Source organism: Escherichia sp. E1V33 (genome assembly GCF_004211955.1).
Taxonomy (GTDB): domain Bacteria; phylum Pseudomonadota; class Gammaproteobacteria; order Enterobacterales; family Enterobacteriaceae; genus Escherichia.
In genome coordinates this window covers 279,831-297,018 of the sequence record NZ_RHJI01000019.1, presented here as the reverse complement: position 1 = coordinate 297,018, position 17,188 = coordinate 279,831, and the positions used below count along the sequence as shown (strand labels likewise).

18 protein-coding genes are annotated in these 17,188 nt (G+C 52.1%); 14 read left to right on the top strand and 4 right to left on the bottom strand.

Going from position 1 to position 17,188, the window contains the following annotated elements; all coding sequences use genetic code 11:
- Nucleotides 1-30 precede the first annotated feature (30 nt).
- Complete coding sequence (gene proY, locus D9742_RS18000) at nt 31-1,404, top strand: proline-specific permease ProY (RefSeq protein WP_130237762.1); 1,374 nt, start codon at nt 31-33, stop codon at nt 1,402-1,404.
- A 154-nt stretch (nt 1,405-1,558) separates the two neighbouring features.
- Nucleotides 1,559-3,376, top strand: a complete 1,818-nt coding sequence (gene malZ / locus D9742_RS17995; RefSeq protein ID WP_130237761.1) for a maltodextrin glucosidase — start codon at nt 1,559-1,561, stop codon at nt 3,374-3,376.
- A 4-nt stretch (nt 3,377-3,380) separates the two neighbouring features.
- On the opposite strand, the gene acpH is transcribed toward malZ, so the two are convergent.
- Nucleotides 3,381-3,962, bottom strand: coding sequence for an ACP phosphodiesterase (gene acpH, locus D9742_RS17990; RefSeq protein ID WP_130237760.1), 582 nt, complete (start codon nt 3,960-3,962; stop codon nt 3,381-3,383).
- Between the two features lie 92 nt (nt 3,963-4,054).
- On the opposite strand from acpH, the gene queA reads away from it, so the two are divergent.
- From queA to yajD, 6 genes are all read left to right on the top strand, one after another.
- Nucleotides 4,055-5,125: a tRNA preQ1(34) S-adenosylmethionine ribosyltransferase-isomerase QueA gene (gene queA / locus D9742_RS17985; protein WP_130206226.1), complete on the top strand. Its 1,071-nt coding sequence runs from the start codon at nt 4,055-4,057 to the stop codon at nt 5,123-5,125.
- Nucleotides 5,126-5,179: 54 nt separating this feature from the next.
- Nucleotides 5,180-6,307, top strand: a complete 1,128-nt coding sequence (gene tgt / locus D9742_RS17980) for a tRNA guanosine(34) transglycosylase Tgt (protein WP_000667317.1) — start codon at nt 5,180-5,182, stop codon at nt 6,305-6,307.
- A gap of 22 nt (nt 6,308-6,329) precedes the next feature.
- The gene (gene yajC, locus D9742_RS17975) at nt 6,330-6,662 is read left to right on the top strand and encodes a preprotein translocase subunit YajC (protein ID WP_000007629.1); all 333 of its coding nucleotides are present in this window, start codon (nt 6,330-6,332) and stop codon (nt 6,660-6,662) included.
- Nucleotides 6,663-6,689: 27 nt separating this feature from the next.
- Nucleotides 6,690-8,537 carry a protein translocase subunit SecD gene (secD, locus tag D9742_RS17970; protein WP_130237759.1) on the top strand — a complete coding sequence of 616 codons (1,848 nt, stop codon included), beginning with the start codon at nt 6,690-6,692 and terminating at the stop codon, nt 8,535-8,537.
- Nucleotides 8,538-8,547: 10 nt separating this feature from the next.
- On the top strand, nt 8,548-9,519 hold the full coding sequence (secF, locus tag D9742_RS17965; RefSeq protein ID WP_130206230.1) for a protein translocase subunit SecF: 972 nt from the start codon (nt 8,548-8,550) through the stop codon (nt 9,517-9,519).
- 128 nt (nt 9,520-9,647) lie between these two features.
- Complete coding sequence (yajD, locus tag D9742_RS17960; RefSeq protein ID WP_000974813.1) at nt 9,648-9,995, top strand: HNH nuclease YajD; 348 nt, start codon at nt 9,648-9,650, stop codon at nt 9,993-9,995.
- 176 nt (nt 9,996-10,171) lie between these two features.
- Here the strand turns inward: yajD and tsx are convergent, their stop codons facing one another.
- Together tsx and D9742_RS17950 are read right to left on the bottom strand one after the other, a co-directional pair.
- A complete protein-coding gene (gene tsx, locus D9742_RS17955; RefSeq protein WP_064527121.1) occupies nt 10,172-11,056 on the bottom strand; it encodes a nucleoside-specific channel-forming protein Tsx in 885 nt (294 codons plus the stop codon).
- Between the two features lie 297 nt (nt 11,057-11,353).
- Entirely contained in the window at nt 11,354-11,896 is a 543-nt protein-coding gene (locus tag D9742_RS17950; RefSeq protein WP_130237758.1) for a DUF3251 domain-containing protein, read from the bottom strand.
- A 150-nt stretch (nt 11,897-12,046) separates the two neighbouring features.
- Between D9742_RS17950 and nrdR the strand changes: the two genes are divergently transcribed.
- From nrdR to pgpA, 6 genes are all read left to right on the top strand, one after another.
- Nucleotides 12,047-12,496 carry a transcriptional regulator NrdR gene (nrdR, locus tag D9742_RS17945; protein ID WP_064527125.1) on the top strand — a complete coding sequence of 150 codons (450 nt, stop codon included), beginning with the start codon at nt 12,047-12,049 and terminating at the stop codon, nt 12,494-12,496.
- Nucleotides 12,497-12,499: 3 nt separating this feature from the next.
- Nucleotides 12,500-13,603, top strand: coding sequence for a bifunctional diaminohydroxyphosphoribosylaminopyrimidine deaminase/5-amino-6-(5-phosphoribosylamino)uracil reductase RibD (ribD, locus tag D9742_RS17940; protein ID WP_130237757.1), 1,104 nt, complete (start codon nt 12,500-12,502; stop codon nt 13,601-13,603).
- A gap of 88 nt (nt 13,604-13,691) precedes the next feature.
- A complete protein-coding gene (gene ribE, locus D9742_RS17935; protein ID WP_001021161.1) occupies nt 13,692-14,162 on the top strand; it encodes a 6,7-dimethyl-8-ribityllumazine synthase in 471 nt (156 codons plus the stop codon).
- A 19-nt stretch (nt 14,163-14,181) separates the two neighbouring features.
- A complete protein-coding gene (gene nusB / locus D9742_RS17930; RefSeq protein WP_000801125.1) occupies nt 14,182-14,601 on the top strand; it encodes a transcription antitermination factor NusB in 420 nt (139 codons plus the stop codon).
- A 78-nt stretch (nt 14,602-14,679) separates the two neighbouring features.
- Entirely contained in the window at nt 14,680-15,657 is a 978-nt protein-coding gene (gene thiL / locus D9742_RS17925; RefSeq protein ID WP_130237756.1) for a thiamine-phosphate kinase, read from the top strand.
- Nucleotides 15,635-16,150, top strand: a complete 516-nt coding sequence (pgpA, locus tag D9742_RS17920; protein WP_053883271.1) for a phosphatidylglycerophosphatase A — start codon at nt 15,635-15,637, stop codon at nt 16,148-16,150. The genes thiL and pgpA overlap by 23 nt, the downstream gene beginning before the upstream one ends.
- A 61-nt stretch (nt 16,151-16,211) precedes the next feature.
- Here pgpA and yajO read toward each other — a convergent pair whose 3' ends face one another.
- A complete protein-coding gene (gene yajO, locus D9742_RS17915) occupies nt 16,212-17,186 on the bottom strand; it encodes a 1-deoxyxylulose-5-phosphate synthase YajO (RefSeq protein WP_130237755.1) in 975 nt (324 codons plus the stop codon).
- Nucleotides 17,187-17,188 lie beyond the last annotated feature (2 nt).

Below are 17,188 nucleotides of genomic sequence, written 5' to 3'. Positions count from 1 at the left end.
TTTTTTATTGTGTTGATGGGTTAGGAATTGATGGAAAGTAAGAACAAGCTAAAGCGTGGGCTAAGTACCCGACACATACGCTTTATGGCACTGGGTTCAGCAATTGGCACCGGGTTGTTTTACGGTTCGGCAGACGCCATCAAAATGGCCGGACCGAGCGTGTTGTTGGCCTATATTATCGGTGGTGTCGCCGCGTATATCATTATGCGTGCGCTGGGGGAAATGTCGGTACATAACCCGGCCGCCAGCTCTTTCTCGCGTTACGCGCAGGAAAACCTTGGCCCGCTGGCAGGTTATATCACCGGCTGGACCTACTGCTTTGAAATCCTGATTGTCGCCATCGCCGATGTGACCGCTTTCGGTATCTATATGGGCGTCTGGTTCCCGACGGTGCCGCACTGGATTTGGGTACTGAGCGTGGTGTTGATCATCTGCGCCATTAACCTGATGAGCGTGAAAGTGTTTGGCGAGCTGGAGTTCTGGTTCTCGTTCTTTAAAGTTGCCACCATTATCATCATGATCGTTGCCGGTTTCGGCATCATCATTTGGGGGATTGGCAACGGCGGGCAACCGACCGGTATCCATAACCTGTGGAGCAACGGTGGCTTCTTCAGTAACGGCTGGCTTGGCATGGTGATGTCGTTGCAAATGGTGATGTTTGCCTACGGTGGTATTGAAATTATTGGTATTACCGCCGGTGAAGCGAAAGAGCCGGAGAAGTCTATTCCGCGCGCGATTAACTCAGTGCCGATGCGTATTCTGGTGTTCTATGTTGGTACGCTGTTCGTCATTATGTCTATCTATCCGTGGAATCAGGTAGGTACTGCTGGTAGCCCGTTCGTGCTGACGTTCCAGCATTTGGGGATTACCTTTGCCGCCAGCATTCTTAACTTCGTTGTGCTGACAGCCTCGTTGTCGGCAATTAACAGCGACGTGTTTGGCGTAGGCCGTATGCTGCACGGCATGGCAGAGCAGGGTAGCGCGCCGAAAATCTTTAGCAAAACGTCGCGTCGCGGTATTCCGTGGGTCACGGTGCTGGTAATGACCACTGCGCTGCTGTTTGCGGTGTATCTGAACTACATCATGCCGGAAAACGTCTTCCTGGTGATCGCCTCGCTGGCGACCTTCGCCACCGTGTGGGTGTGGATTATGATCCTGCTGTCGCAGATTGCCTTCCGTCGCCGTCTACCGCCAGAAGAAGTTAAAGCGCTGAAATTTAAAGTTCCTGGCGGGGTGGCAACAACCATCGCGGGGCTGATTTTCCTGGTCTTTATCATCGGGCTGATTGGTTATCACCCTGAAACGCGCATCTCTCTGTATGTTGGTTTTGCGTGGATTGTGGTGCTGTTGATTGGCTGGATGTTTAAACGCCGCCACGATCGTCAGTTGGCAGAAAACCACTAATTCCTGCCTTTTGTCGCCGGATCAGGAGCAAAACCTGATCCGGCTATTCCGAAAAGTATCCGCCCCCGTCCTCCTCCCCCAAATATCCTTCAGATGATGATTGATCCTGCATTAGGCTATGGCAAGGTGAACACATTTTAATCGCAGGGGAATTATGATGTTAAATGCATGGCACCTGCCGGTGTCCCCGTTTGTTAAGCAAAGCAAAGATCAACTGCTTATTACACTGTGGCTGACGGGCGAAGAGCCGCCACAGCGCATTATGTTGCGCATGGAAAACGATAACGAAGAAATATCAGTACCGATGCATAAACAGCGCAGCCAGCCGCAGCCTGGCGTGACGGCGTGGCGGGGAGCGCTCTCTCTCGTTACCGGGCAACCACGGCGGCGCTACAGTTTCAAATTGCTGTGGCACGATCGCCAGCGTTGGTTTACGCCGCAAGGTTTCAGCCCAATACCGCCAGCACGGCTGGAACAGTTTGCCGTTGATGTGCCGGATATCGGACCACAATGGGCGGCAGATCAGATTTTTTATCAGATCTTCCCGGATCGTTTTGCCCGCAGTCTGCCTCGTAATGCCGATCAGGATCATGTCTATTATCATCACGCTGCCGGGCAGGAAATCATATTGCGTGACTGGGATGAACCAGTCACGGCACAGGCGGGCGGATCAACGTTCTATGGCGGCGATCTGGACGGGATAAGCGAAAAACTGCCGTACCTGAAAAAACTCGGCGTGACGGCGCTGTATCTTAACCCGGTGTTTAAAGCGCCCAGCGTGCATAAATACGATACTGAAGATTATCGCCACGTCGATCCGCAGTTTGGCGGCGACGGGGCGTTGCTGCGTTTAAGACATAACACGCAGCAGCAAGGGATGCGGCTGATGCTGGACGGCGTGTTTAACCACAGTGGCGATTCTCATGCCTGGTTTGACAGGCACAATCGCGGGACGGGCGGCGCTTGTCATAACCCCGAATCGCCCTGGCGCGACTGGTACTCGTTTCGCGATGACGGTACGGCGCTCGACTGGTTGGGCTATGCCAGCCTGCCAAAATTGGATTATCAGTCGGAAAGTCTGGTGAATGAAATATATCGCGGTGAAGACAGCATTGTTCGTCACTGGCTGAAAGCGCCGTGGAATATGGATGGCTGGCGGCTGGACGTGGTGCATATGCTGGGGGAAGCGGGCGGCGCGCGCAATAATTTGCAGCATGTCGCCGGTATCACTGAGGCGGCGAAAGAAACTCAGCCGGAAGCGTACATTGTCGGTGAATATTTTGGCGATGCGCGGCAATGGCTACAGGCCGATGTGGAAGATGCATCAATGAACTATCGCGGCTTTACTTTTCCGCTGTGGGGCTTTCTCGCTAATACCGACGTCTCTTACGATCCGCAGCAGATTGATGCTCAAATCTGTATGACCTGGATGGACAATTATCGTGCGGGGCTTTCTCACCAACAGCAACTGCGTATGTTTAACCAGCTCGATAGCCACGATACTGCGCGATTTAAAACGTTACTCGGGCGGGATGTTGCGCGTCTGCCACTGGCGGTCGTCTGGCTGTTTACCTGGCCTGGTGTGCCGTGTATTTATTACGGCGATGAAGTGGGCGTGGACGGCAAAAACGATCCGTTTTGTCGTAAACCTTTTCCCTGGGACCCGGAAAAACAAGATACGGAGCTATTCGCGCTGTACCAGCGAATGATTGCGCTGCGTAAGAAGAGTCTGGCATTGCGTCGTGGGGGCTGTCAGGTGCTGTATGCCGAAGATAACGTGGTGGTATTTGTGCGTGTGCTCAATCAGCAGCGTGTGCTGGTGGCAATTAACCGTGGTGAAGCGTGTGAAGTCGTGCTACCCGCGTCGCCGTTGCTTAATGTCGCGCAATGGCAATGCAAAGAAGGGAACGGACAACGGGTAGATGGGATCCTGACGTTGCCCGCGATATCAGCCACGGTGTGGATGAATTAATACCTTACAACACCTTGCGTGAAGCCTGCGCCATCATCCGCGGATAAAACTGCCAGAAGCGGGTTTCAAGGGCGTCGTAATGGGCGTCTAAATCGTACCAGGAGTCACGCAGAGCATCCAGACGTGGGCGACGGCTTGCCATACCGTTTAACACGCTCTGGATGAAATCCATATCGCGATAGCGCACCAGCCATTGCTCTGACCACAAGTAGTTATTCAGATTGATAAAGCGCGGCGGTGAGTCCGGTAGAATAGTGATCACTTGCTCGCGGGCATAACAGACAAATTCCTGTAGCGGAAAGTCCGGCGACAGCTGCGACCAGTGTCGGGAAAGAAAGTGATCCCACATGACATCCAGCGTAATAGGCGCGACACGGCGCGTTTCGGTGCGAAACCACTCCCGCGCTTCGCGGACTTCCGGCAGATTGTCGGTTAATACGTCGATTCGCCGATGCATATGAATACCTGCGACCACGTCGGGCGGAAAACTTTCGTCAGGATTTCCGCGAACAAAATCAGCCAGTAAGTTGCCGGAAAGCGAGCTTTCCGCCAGGTGAGCTAAATGCAGGTGAGCTAAAAAATTCATCGATTATATTCTATCCAAAGGGGGGTAAAGGTTGCAGGGAGAGCGCCCCGGCACTAGACTACCCGCCTCTTATTTTAGTCTGAGTCAGTGTCATGCGCGTTACCGATTTCTCCTTTGAATTGCCCGAATCCCTGATTGCCCACTATCCAATGCCTGAACGCAGTAGCTGTCGTTTACTGTCGCTGGACGGGCCGACGGGCGCGCTGACGCACGGTACTTTCACCGATTTACTCGATAAGCTCAACCCCGGCGATCTTCTGGTTTTTAACAATACCCGCGTGATCCCGGCGCGTCTGTTTGGGCGTAAAGCCAGCGGCGGTAAAATTGAAGTGCTGGTTGAGCGGATGCTCGACGACAAACGCATTCTCGCGCATATTCGCGCCTCGAAAGCACCAAAACCGGGCGCTGAATTGCTGCTGGGCGATGACGAAAGCATCAAAGCAACAATGACCGCTCGTCACGGCGCGCTGTTTGAAGTCGAATTTAATGATGAGCGTTCGGTGCTGGATATTCTTAACAGCATCGGCCATATGCCACTGCCGCCGTATATCGACCGTCCGGACGAAGATGCAGACCGCGAACTTTATCAAACGGTTTATAGCGAAAAACCGGGCGCAGTAGCGGCCCCGACTGCTGGGCTGCATTTTGACGAACCTTTGCTTGAAAAATTGCGCGCCAAAGGCGTGGAGATGGCGTTCGTGACCCTGCACGTAGGCGCAGGTACGTTCCAGCCGGTACGCGTCGACACCATTGAAGACCACATCATGCACTCAGAATACGCTGAAGTGCCGCAGGATGTGGTTGACGCAGTGCTGGCTGCTAAAGCACGTGGTAACCGGGTGATTGCGGTTGGCACCACCTCTGTTCGCTCGCTTGAGAGCGCGGCCCAGGCGGCGAAAAACGATCTGATTGAACCGTTTTTCGATGATACACAAATCTTTATCTATCCCGGCTTCCAGTACAAAGTGGTCGATGCGCTGGTGACTAACTTCCACCTGCCGGAGTCAACGCTGATTATGCTGGTTTCAGCATTTGCCGGTTATCAACACACTATGAACGCCTATAAAGCGGCGGTAGAAGAGAAATATCGCTTTTTTAGTTACGGCGATGCGATGTTTATCACGTACAATCCGCAGGCAATTAATGAGCGCGTCGGGGAGTAATTCCGCGGCGCTGGTTTAAACGTTGGACTGTTTTTCTGACGTAGTGGAGAAAAAATGAAATTTGAACTGGACACCACCGACGGTCGCGCACGCCGTGGCCGCCTGGTCTTCGATCGTGGCGTAGTGGAAACGCCTTGTTTTATGCCTGTTGGCACCTACGGCACCGTAAAAGGGATGACGCCGGAAGAAGTTGAAGCCACTGGCGCGCAAATTATCCTCGGTAACACTTTCCACCTGTGGCTGCGCCCGGGTCAGGAAATCATGAAACTGCATGGCGATCTGCACGATTTCATGCAGTGGAAAGGCCCGATCCTTACCGACTCCGGCGGCTTCCAGGTCTTCAGTCTCGGCGATATCCGTAAAATCACCGAACAGGGCGTGCACTTCCGTAACCCCATCAACGGCGACCCGATTTTCCTCGATCCTGAAAAATCGATGGAGATTCAATACGATCTTGGCTCAGACATCGTCATGATTTTTGACGAGTGTACGCCGTATCCTGCTGACTGGGATTACGCGAAGCGCTCTATGGAGATGTCGCTGCGTTGGGCGAAGCGTAGCCGCGAGCGTTTTGACAGCCTCGGCAACAAAAATGCGCTCTTTGGTATCATTCAGGGCAGCGTTTACGAAGATTTACGTGATATCTCTGTTAAAGGTCTGGTAGATATCGGTTTTGATGGCTACGCTGTCGGCGGTCTGGCAGTGGGTGAGCCGAAAGCAGATATGCACCGTATCCTGGAGCATGTGTGTCCGCAAATTCCGGCAGACAAACCGCGTTACCTGATGGGCGTTGGTAAACCGGAAGACCTGGTTGAAGGCGTGCGTCGCGGTATCGATATGTTTGACTGCGTAATGCCAACCCGCAATGCCCGAAATGGTCATTTGTTCGTGACCGATGGCGTGGTGAAAATCCGCAATGCGAAGTATAAGAGCGACACGGGGCCGCTCGATCCTGAGTGTGATTGCTACACTTGTCGCAATTATTCACGTGCCTACTTGCATCATCTCGACCGTTGCAACGAAATATTAGGCGCGCGACTCAACACCATTCATAACCTTCGTTATTACCAGCGTTTGATGGCGGGTTTACGCAAGGCTATTGAAGAGGGTAAATTAGAGAGCTTCGTAGCTGATTTTTACCAGCGTCAGGGGCGAGAAGTACCACCTTTGAACGTTGATTAATATTAATAATGAGGGAAATTTAATGAGCTTTTTTATTTCTGATGCGGTAGCGGCAACGGGTGCTCCGGCACAAGGTAGCCCGATGTCTTTGATTTTGATGCTGGTGGTATTCGGTCTGATTTTCTATTTCATGATCCTGCGCCCACAGCAGAAGCGCACCAAAGAACACAAAAAGCTGATGGACTCCATCGCGAAAGGTGATGAAGTGCTGACGAACGGTGGCCTGGTCGGTCGCGTAACCAAAGTAGCAGAAAACGGCTACATTGCTATCGCGCTGAATGACACCACTGAAGTAGTTATTAAACGTGACTTCGTAGCCGCCGTTCTGCCGAAAGGCACCATGAAGGCGCTGTAATTAAAATTTTTCCCTAAGGGAATTGCCGTGTTAAACCGTTATCCTTTGTGGAAGTACGTCATGCTGATCGTGGTGATTGTCATCGGTCTGCTGTATGCGCTTCCCAACCTGTTTGGTGAGGATCCGGCTGTTCAGATCACTGGTGCGCGCGGAGTCGCCGCCAGTGAGCAAACGCTGATCCAGGTCCAGAAAACGTTACAAGAAGAAAAAATAACTGCTAAGTCTGTGGCACTGGAAGAGGGCGCTATTCTTGCGCGCTTCGACTCCACTGACACCCAGCTACGCGCTCGTGAAGCATTAATGGGCATTCTGGGTGACAAATATGTCGTGGCGCTTAACCTTGCCCCGGCCACGCCGCGCTGGCTGGCAGCTATTCACGCCGAGCCGATGAAGCTCGGTCTTGACTTGCGTGGCGGCGTTCACTTCCTGATGGAAGTGGATATGGACACTGCGCTTGGCAAACTCCAGGAACAAAATATCGATAGCCTGCGCAGCGACCTGCGTGAAAAAGGCATCCCGTATACCACTGTTCGTAAAGAAAATAATTACGGTCTGAGCATCACTTTCCGCGATGGCAACGCCCGTGATGAAGCCATTGCGTATCTGAGCAAGCGTCATCCGGACCTGGTGATTAGCAGCCAGGGCAGCAACCAGCTGCGCGCGGTCATGAGCGATGCGCGTCTCAGTGAAGCGCGTGAATATGCGGTGCAGCAGAACATTAACATCCTGCGTAACCGTGTAAACCAGCTTGGTGTGGCGGAGCCTGTAGTACAACGTCAGGGCGCAGACCGCATTGTCGTTGAGCTGCCAGGTATTCAGGATACCGCTCGCGCGAAAGAGATTCTTGGCGCGACCGCGACGCTGGAGTTCCGTCTGGTAAACACCAACATTGACCAGGCCGCTGCCGCATCTGGCCGTGTACCGGGCGACTCTGAAGTGAAACAGACCCGCGAAGGTCAGCCGGTTGTGCTGTACAAACGCGTAATTCTGACCGGTGACCATATCACCGACTCTACTTCCAGCCAGGACGAATATAACCAGCCGCAGGTTAACATCTCGCTCGACAGCGCAGGTGGTAACATCATGTCGAACTTCACTAAGGACAACATCGGCAAACCGATGGCGACCCTGTTTGTGGAGTACAAAGACAGCGGTAAGAAAGATGCTAATGGTCGTGCGGTTCTGGTGAAACAGGAAGAGGTGATTAACATCGCGAATATCCAGTCTCGTCTGGGTAACAGCTTCCGTATCACTGGTATCAACAACCCGAACGAAGCGCGTCAGTTGTCGCTGCTGCTGCGTGCCGGTGCGTTGATTGCACCGATTCAGATTGTTGAAGAACGTACCATTGGTCCGACCCTGGGTATGCAGAACATTGAACAGGGGCTGGAGGCATGTCTCGCCGGTCTGCTGGTTTCTATTCTGTTCATGATCCTCTTCTATAAGAAGTTTGGTCTGATTGCGACCAGTGCTCTGATTGCGAACTTGATCTTAATTGTCGGCATTATGTCGCTGTTGCCTGGCGCGACGCTGAGTATGCCGGGGATCGCGGGTATCGTCTTAACCCTTGCGGTAGCGGTCGATGCGAACGTACTGATCAACGAACGTATTAAAGAAGAGTTAAGCAACGGACGTACTGTGCAGCAGGCAATTGATGAAGGTTATCGTGGCGCGTTCAGTTCCATCTTCGATGCGAACATCACCACGCTGATTAAAGTCATCATCCTGTACGCAGTGGGTACCGGGGCAATTAAAGGGTTCGCGATTACTACCGGTATCGGTGTGGCGACGTCGATGTTTACCGCGATTGTCGGTACGCGTGCCATCGTAAACCTGCTATATGGCGGCAAGCGCGTCAAGAAGCTGTCAATCTGAGGAGTGCGATGTGGCACAGGAATATACTGTTGAACAACTAAACCACGGCCGTAAAGTCTATGACTTTATGCGCTGGGACTACTGGGCTTTCGGCATATCTGGTCTGCTGTTAATCGCTGCGATCGTCATTATGGGCGTGCGCGGCTTTAACTGGGGGCTGGATTTCACCGGTGGTACGGTTATTGAAATTACGCTCGAAAAACCGGCTGAAATCGATGTGATGCGTGATGCATTGCAGAAGGCAGGGTTTGAAGAGCCGATGCTGCAAAACTTCGGTAGCAGCCACGACATCATGGTCCGCATGCCGCCTGCTGAAGGCGAAACCGGTGGCCAGGTGCTGGGCAGCAAAGTTCTGAAGGTGATTAACGAAGCTACCAATCAGAACGCGGCGGTGAAGCGTATTGAGTTCGTCGGCCCGAGCGTGGGGGCAGACCTTGCGCAAACCGGTGCGATGGCGCTGATGGCGGCACTGCTGTCTATCCTTGTGTACGTTGGTTTCCGCTTTGAGTGGCGACTGGCAGCAGGGGTAGTAATCGCGCTGGCGCACGACGTTATCATTACGCTGGGTATTTTGTCGTTATTCCATATCGAGATTGACCTGACCATTGTGGCATCGTTGATGTCGGTTATCGGTTACTCGCTTAACGACAGTATCGTGGTATCGGACCGTATTCGTGAAAACTTCCGCAAAATCCGTCGCGGTACGCCTTACGAAATCTTTAACGTGTCGCTGACCCAGACGCTGCACCGTACTTTGATCACATCCGGTACTACCTTGATGGTTATCCTGATGCTGTATCTCTTCGGTGGCCCGGTGCTGGAAGGCTTCTCGCTGACCATGCTGATTGGTGTAACCATTGGTACCGCGTCTTCCATCTATGTTGCATCTGCGCTGGCTCTGAAACTAGGTATGAAGCGCGAGCATATGCTGCAACAGAAAGTGGAAAAAGAAGGGGCGGACCAGCCGTCAATTCTGCCGTAATCAAGTTTCAGCTGATGTTGAAAATCCCGGTCAGTAGACCGGGATTTTTTTTGATGTATGGTGATTGCGAAAATCCCCACATCTTGGGAAACTGCGCGTAACCCTACATTTTATCCAGGTAACTTTTTATGGCTATCATCCCAAAAAACTATGCACGGTTAGAAAGCGGTTATCGCGAAAAAGCATTAAAAATCTATCCGTGGGTCTGCGGTCGCTGTTCTCGCGAGTTTGTCTATTCCAACCTGCGTGAGCTAACTGTGCACCATATCGATCACGACCATACCAATAACCCGGAAGATGGTAGTAATTGGGAATTGTTGTGTCTGTATTGTCACGATCATGAGCATTCGAAATATACCGAAGCGGATCAGTATGGTACGACCGTTATCGCAGGGGAAGATGCGCAGAAAGATGTCGGTGAAGCGAAGTACAACCCATTCGCTGATTTAAAAGCAATGATGAATAAGAAGAAGTGATAAATACGCAAAATTGCCTGATGCGCTATGCTTATCAGGCCTACGTAATCTCAGCAATGTATTGAATTTGCGTGCTTTTGTAGGTCCGATAAGGCGTTTACGCCGCATCCTGCATGAACAAAGCTCACGTTGTCAACAATCTGAAATGCCGGGAATAAATCCCGGCATTTTCATAATCAGAAGTTGTAACCTACCACCAGGTAACCACCCCAGCCGGTAGAGCGAACGTTGAAGTTGCCGTTGCCGAAGTTCAGCTCTGCATCGTCGTTCCACTGACCACCGTCGTGCCAGTAACGTGCAACGACAGAGTAGTGCCAGTGATCGTAGTTCAGTGCCAGAATATGGCTGGAAGCGATGGAGTTATTGGTACGCGTCTTAATACCATTCATTGCGTTACCGCTGTCATCACCCAGATCGGAACCCCAGTCGAAGTTGGTGAAACCGATGTAGCTCAGCTGACCGCCCCACAGATCGGTAATCGGCACAAAGTATTTAATTTTGAAACGGTAACCGTCCCACTCGTTTTCGTTCGCTGCGCCGTAGTTCTGCCACTGATATTTCGCATAGACGTTCATGGACAGGCTCATCGGCAGGCCAGTGTCGATGTCAGTACCCAGACCCATGTACCAGGTGCTCTGGCGACCATCTTTGTTACGACCCATGTCGTAAATGTAGTTGTTCGCGAAGTACCACTCTTTGAACGGACCAAAGCTAAGATCAGTATTGGTCAGCTTATCGATGGAGAAACGCGGTTCGATTTCCATAAACAGCGGAGAACCGTGGTTCCAGATACCTTTGGCATCGGAGTTACCGCCGAAGAATACCGGCGCATCCGCGTAACCATAGAAGTCGAACCAGTCTTTTTTAGCGAATGCTTCATACTCCAGGTAGGTATCGTTACGGATCTGCGGTCCGAAACGAGTGTGATAGCTACCAACTACGTTAACGCTCTGGTGCCACCAGTCGGAAAGGTACTGAGGTTTATCGTTTTCAGCTGCGTTGACAGTAAAAGACGAAGAGAGCGCCAGTACCGCACCGGCTGCCAGTAATGTTTTTTTCATATGTATGCCACTGTTTGAAAATCCCTTGCGGGAGTGAAAAAGGCGCAAATTGCGTTTCTAAATATTTCCTATACAGAGGAGCCTATTATAAAAATCATTGCTCACAAAAATATGTTGTATTTCACAGTTCTATCATTTACGTAATCGATTGCGTTCACGAATACACATATTCGGGCGGGAATTGTACTGACTTTCACCCTTGTTGCAAACTTTTACTATCAATCTGGGTGATGTAAGCAGAGTAACAAAATGAAGGAGGAAGATGTTGCGGGACGCACAAAACGCCCCGCAAAACGTTTACTGCATAACAGGTTGAATGTCGTGGATGCGAACAAAACCTAACTGGTCTGTTGAAATGCCATTTAGCTGTAACGGAATGTCAACATCGCTCGGAGCGAGGACGCTGGCAGGTGCGTTAATCAATTGATTCTGCACATTGACTTCCTGAAAATTGTCAGTTGTTCCCTGAATTTGTCCATATTCAACGGTTCCGCTGAAAGCGGGTAAGGGATCATTAGACTCGCCCTGAATCCGTAACGTCAGAGCGGTGCCATCTGCATTTTGCGTAATATTCACCAGTGACATACGTAAAGTGCCAATTTGGCTTTCCAGCCGTGCCGGTGTATTTGCACCAGGCAACAGGTAAACCCCACTGCTGGATTTTGCGTTCAGCGTATTTTGCTGAGTGATTTTGACGGTTTCTTTGTTGAGCTGAGTCATCTCTTTATTCAACGTGTTGACGCTGTGTTTCATCTGGCGCACTTCGCTTTGCTGTACGCAGGCGCTCAGGCTGAACAGGCTTCCCAGCAGGAGTAGTCGAAAACATACTTTAATATTCATAGGTCGTCCCTTTCTCGTCTCAATAAGTCTAATGGTAGAGGCTTAAAGCGGTGAAAGCATCGATCCTTTATCTCAAAAGCGTTGCGCCTTTGTTGTATCGTCAGTTCAGGGTAAAATAGATTTCTATTAACCACCTGGTCAGGACGCCGTATGCATTGCCCATTCTGTTTCGCCGTGGACACTAAGGTAATTGACTCTCGTCTCGTGAGCGAGGGCTCTTCCGTACGCCGCCGTCGGCAGTGTCTGGTGTGTAATGAACGTTTCACTACTTTTGAAGTGGCGGAACTGGTTATGCCGCGTGTCGTGAAAAGCAACGACGTGCGCGAACCGTTTAATGAAGAAAAATTGCGTAGCGGAATGCTGCGGGCGCTGGAAAAACGTCCGGTGAGTTCCGATGACGTCGAAATGGCGATCAACCATATTAAATCGCAACTCCGTGCCACCGGTGAGCGCGAAGTGCCGAGTAAAATGATTGGCAATCTGGTGATGGAGCAATTGAAAAAGCTCGATAAAGTCGCCTATATCCGTTTTGCCTCTGTCTATCGCAGTTTCGAAGATATCAAAGAATTTGGCGAAGAGATTGCGCGCCTGGAGGATTAAACCGTGCAGGACGAGTTATACATGGCGCGGGCGCTAAAGCTGGCGCAACGAGGACGCTTCACCACTCACCCTAACCCGAATGTCGGGTGCGTCATTGTGAAAGATGGCGAAATTGTCGGTGAAGGTTACCATCACCGCGCGGGCGAACCGCATGCCGAGGTACACGCGTTGCGTATGGCAGGTGAAAAAGCCACTGGCGCAACGGCGTATGTGACACTCGAACCCTGTAGTCATCATGGTCGTACGCCACCGTGTTGCGACGCATTAATTGCTGCTGGCGTAGCGCGCGTGGTTGCCGCAATGCAAGACCCCAATCCGCAGGTCGCTGGGCGTGGACTTTACCGTTTGCAACAGGCTGGCATTGACGTCAGCCACGGACTGATGATGAATGAAGCCGAGCAATTGAATAAAGGTTTCCTCAAGCGCATGCGCACCGGCTTTCCTTATATACAGTTGAAACTTGGCGCGTCGCTAGATGGCCGTACGGCGATGGCGAGCGGTGAAAGCCAGTGGATCACTTCGCCTCAGGCGCGACGCGATGTACAACGTCTGCGTGCGCAAAGTCATGCCATTTTAACCAGTAGCGCCACAGTCCTGGCGGACGATCCGGCTTTAACGGTGCGTTGGTCCGAGCTGGATGAACAAACTCAGGCGCTCTATCCGCAACAAAATCTCCGCCAGCCGGTACGTATTGTGATTGATAGCCAAAATCGCGTGACGCCGGAACACCGCATTGTGCAGCAGCCGGGCGAAACCTGGTTCGCGCGTACGCAGGAAGATTCTCGTGAGTGGCCGGAAACGGTACGTACCTTGCAGATTCCAGAGCATAAAGGTCATCTGGATCTGGTTGTGCTGATGATGCAACTCGGCAAGCAACAGATTAACAGTATCTGGGTGGAAGCGGGCCCAACGCTCGCTGGTGCATTGCTACAGGCGGGTTTAGTCGATGAGCTGATTGTCTATATCGCACCTAAACTATTAGGCAGCGACGCCCGCGGATTATGTACGCTGCCAGGGCTTGAGAAATTAGCCGACGCCCCCCAATTGAAATTCAAAGAGATACGTCATGTAGGCCCGGATATTTGCCTGCATTTAGTGGGTGCATGATCTCCCGGCTCGAAAGGGAAGCAGCGCACGAAATATTATGCTAAAATCCGCCCCCCTGCGGGGCCATACTCGAACCCGAAGGAAGAAAATGAACATTATTGAAGCTAACGTTGCTACCCCGGACGCTCGCGTCGCCATCACCATCGCGCGTTTCAACAACTTTATCAATGACAGCCTGCTGGAAGGTGCAATTGACGCACTGAAACGTATCGGTCAGGTAAAAGATGAAAACATTACCGTTGTTTGGGTGCCTGGTGCCTATGAGCTGCCGCTGGCGGCGGGTGCACTGGCTAAAACCGGTAAATACGACGCGGTGATTGCGCTGGGTACGGTTATTCGTGGTGGCACTGCCCACTTTGAATATGTCGCTGGTGGTGCAAGCAACGGCCTGGCGCATGTTGCCCAGGACAGCGAAATTCCGGTTGCTTTTGGGGTTCTGACCACTGAAAGCATTGAACAAGCGATCGAACGTGCTGGCACCAAAGCTGGTAACAAAGGTGCAGAAGCTGCACTGACCGCGCTTGAAATGATTAATGTATTGAAAGCCATCAAGGCCTGAAATTAGTAAGGGGAAATCCGTGAAACCTGCTGCTCGTCGCCGCGCTCGTGAGTGTGCCGTCCAGGCGCTCTACTCCTGGCAGTTGTCCCAGAACGACATCGCTGATGTTGAATACCAGTTCCTGGCTGAACAGGATGTAAAAGACGTTGACGTCCTGTACTTCCGTGAGCTGCTGGCCGGGGTGGCGACTAACACCGCATACCTCGACGGACTGATGAAGCCATACCTGTCCCGCCTGCTGGAAGAACTGGGCCAGGTAGAAAAAGCAGTACTGCGCATTGCGCTGTACGAGCTGTCTAAACGTAGCGATGTGCCGTACAAAGTGGCCATTAACGAAGCGATCGAACTGGCGAAATCGTTCGGCGCAGAAGACAGTCATAAGTTCGTCAACGGCGTACTGGATAAAGCAGCACCTGTGATTCGCCCTAACAAAAAGTGATATCCAGGCCGGCAGAGTAACGGAAAAACAGTTCCGCACTCGCCGGCCTTTTCTTTTTTACCTGCTGAGGCATAACGTATGGCATGTGGCGAGTTCTCCCTGATTGCCCGTTATTTTGACCGTGTAAGAAGTTCTCGTCTTGATGTCGAACTGGGCATCGGCGACGATTGCGCACTTCTCAATATCCCCGAAAAACAGACTCTGGCGATCAGCACTGATACTCTGGTGGCGGGCAATCACTTCCTTCCTGACATCGATCCTGCGGATTTGGCGTATAAAGCACTGGCGGTAAACTTAAGCGATCTGGCGGCAATGGGGGCCGATCCGGCCTGGCTGACGCTGGCATTAACCTTACCGAACGTAGACGAAGCGTGGCTTGAGTCCTTCAGCGACAGTTTGTTTGATCTTCTCAATTATTACGATATGCAACTCATTGGCGGCGATACCACGCGTGGGCCATTATCAATGACGTTGGGTATCCACGGTTTTGTTCCGATGGGACGAGCCTTAACGCGCTCTGGGGCGAAACCGGGTGACTGGATCTATGTGACCGGTACACCGGGCGATAGCGCCGCCGGGCTGGCGATTTTGCAAAACCGTTTGCAGGTTGCCGATGCTAAAGATGCGGACTACTTGATCAAACGTCATCTCCGTCCATCGCCGCGTATTTTACAGGGGCAGGCACTGCGCGATCTGGCAAATTCAGCTATCGATCTCTCTGACGGTCTGATTTCCGATCTCGGGCATATCGTGAAAGCCAGCGACTGCGGCGCACGTATTGACCTGGCATTGCTGCCGTTTTCTGATGCGCTTTCTCGCCATGTTGAACCGGAACAGGCGCTGCGCTGGGCGCTCTCTGGCGGTGAAGATTACGAGTTGTGTTTCACGGTGCCGGAACTGAACCGTGGCGCGCTGGATGTGGCTCTCGGACACCTGGGCGTACCGTTTACCTGTATCGGGCAAATGACCGCCGATATCGAAGGGCTTTGTTTTATTCGTGACGGCGAACCTGTCACGTTAGACTGGAAAGGATATGACCATTTTGCCACGCCATAAAGATGTCGCGAAAAGTCGCCTGAAAATGAGTAATCCGTGGCATCTGCTGGCTGTCGGATTCGGAAGTGGGTTAAGCCCAATCGTTCCTGGCACGATGGGATCGCTGGCGGCGATCCCTTTCTGGTATCTGATGACCTTTTTGCCCTGGCAGCTCTACTCGCTGGTGGTGATGTTGGGGATCTGTATCGGCGTCTATCTTTGTCATCAGACCGCGAAAGATATGGGCGTGCACGATCACGGCAGCATTGTCTGGGACGAATTTATCGGCATGTGGATCACGCTCATGGCATTGCCGACCAATGACTGGCAGTGGGTCGCCGCCGGATTCGTCATTTTCCGTATTCTGGATATGTGGAAGCCGTGGCCGATCCGCTGGTTTGATCGCAATGTACATGGCGGCATGGGGATCATGATAGATGATATTGTCGCTGGGGTGATTTCCGCAGGCATCCTGTACTTTATCGGTCATCACTGGCCGATTGGTATCCTATAGTAGGCCGGATAAGGCGTTCACGCCGCATCCGGCGGTTGTGCGCCTTATCAGGCCTGGATTCTTATTTAAATCCAACCACCGGATGCGGCTTATACGGCGTTTCCAGCTCGGCAATCTGTTCAGGCTTCAAGGTGATATCCACCGCGTTCAGCAATTCATCAAGCTGTTCTTCCCGCGATGTACCGATAATCGGTGCAGCAATGCCCGGTTTACTCAACAACCAGGCCAGCGCAACTTGTGCTCGTGTCGCTCCCAGTTCTTCACTGACGCCCGTTAACCGCTCCGCAATTTGCGCGTCATTTTCATCGCTTTCTTTATAGAGATTTTTCCCCACCTCATCAGATACCAGCCGTGCAGTGGTTTCTCCCCACGGACGCGTCAGACGTCCCCGCGCCAGCGGACTCCACGGAATGACCGCCACGCCTTCCTGATAACATAGCGGCAGCATCTCGCGCTCTTCTTCGCGATAAATCAGATTGTAGTGATCCTGCATACTGACAAACTGCGCCCAGCCGTGCTGTTTTTGTAGATCCAGCGCCTGAGCAAACTGCGAGGCGTGCATGGATGACGCGCCGATATAACGCGCTTTCCCGGCTTTGACCACGTCGTTCAGAGCTTCCAGCGTCTCTTCGATCGGCGTGTTGTAATCCCAGCGATGAATTTGCAGGATATCGACATAATCCATGCCGAGACGGCGCAGGCTGTCGTCGATAGAGCGCAAAATTTGCGTACGGGATAATCCTTCCGGTAAATCACCAACGCGATGGAACACTTTGGTGGCAACGACCACGTCTTCACGACGGGCGAAATCCCGCAGTGCGCGACCGACAATCTCTTCGCTGCTGCCATCGGAATAGCTATTGGCGGTATCAAAGAAATTTATGCCGCCTTCCAGTGCGCGTTTAATTATGGGACGGCTGCTCTCTTCCGGCAGTGTCCATGCGTGATTACCGCGATCTGGCTCGCCAAAGGTCATACAGCCGAGGCAAAGTCGGGAAACGCGAAGGTCAGTTTTTCCTAAGGGGTTGTATTGCATGC

Excerpts from the sequence above, each read along its gene's own strand:
- yajO (WP_130237755.1), bottom strand. The coding sequence starts at position 17,186 with ATGCAATACAACCCCTTAGGAAAAACTGACCTTCGCGTTTCCCGACTT.
- tgt (WP_000667317.1), top strand. The coding sequence starts at position 5,180 with ATGAAATTTGAACTGGACACCACCGACGGTCGCGCACGCCGTGGCCGC.
- pgpA (WP_053883271.1), top strand. The coding sequence starts at position 15,635 with ATGACCATTTTGCCACGCCATAAAGATGTCGCGAAAAGTCGCCTGAAA.
- queA (WP_130206226.1), top strand. The coding sequence starts at position 4,055 with ATGCGCGTTACCGATTTCTCCTTTGAATTGCCCGAATCCCTGATTGCC.
- proY (WP_130237762.1), top strand. The coding sequence starts at position 31 with ATGGAAAGTAAGAACAAGCTAAAGCGTGGGCTAAGTACCCGACACATA.
- malZ (WP_130237761.1), top strand. The coding sequence starts at position 1,559 with ATGATGTTAAATGCATGGCACCTGCCGGTGTCCCCGTTTGTTAAGCAA.
- nrdR (WP_064527125.1), top strand. The coding sequence starts at position 12,047 with ATGCATTGCCCATTCTGTTTCGCCGTGGACACTAAGGTAATTGACTCT.
- acpH (WP_130237760.1), bottom strand. The coding sequence starts at position 3,962 with ATGAATTTTTTAGCTCACCTGCATTTAGCTCACCTGGCGGAAAGCTCG.
- tsx (WP_064527121.1), bottom strand. The coding sequence starts at position 11,056 with ATGAAAAAAACATTACTGGCAGCCGGTGCGGTACTGGCGCTCTCTTCG.
- D9742_RS17950 (WP_130237758.1), bottom strand. The coding sequence starts at position 11,896 with ATGAATATTAAAGTATGTTTTCGACTACTCCTGCTGGGAAGCCTGTTC.
- yajD (WP_000974813.1), top strand. The coding sequence starts at position 9,648 with ATGGCTATCATCCCAAAAAACTATGCACGGTTAGAAAGCGGTTATCGC.
- ribE (WP_001021161.1), top strand. The coding sequence starts at position 13,692 with ATGAACATTATTGAAGCTAACGTTGCTACCCCGGACGCTCGCGTCGCC.
- thiL (WP_130237756.1), top strand. The coding sequence starts at position 14,680 with ATGGCATGTGGCGAGTTCTCCCTGATTGCCCGTTATTTTGACCGTGTA.
- yajC (WP_000007629.1), top strand. The coding sequence starts at position 6,330 with ATGAGCTTTTTTATTTCTGATGCGGTAGCGGCAACGGGTGCTCCGGCA.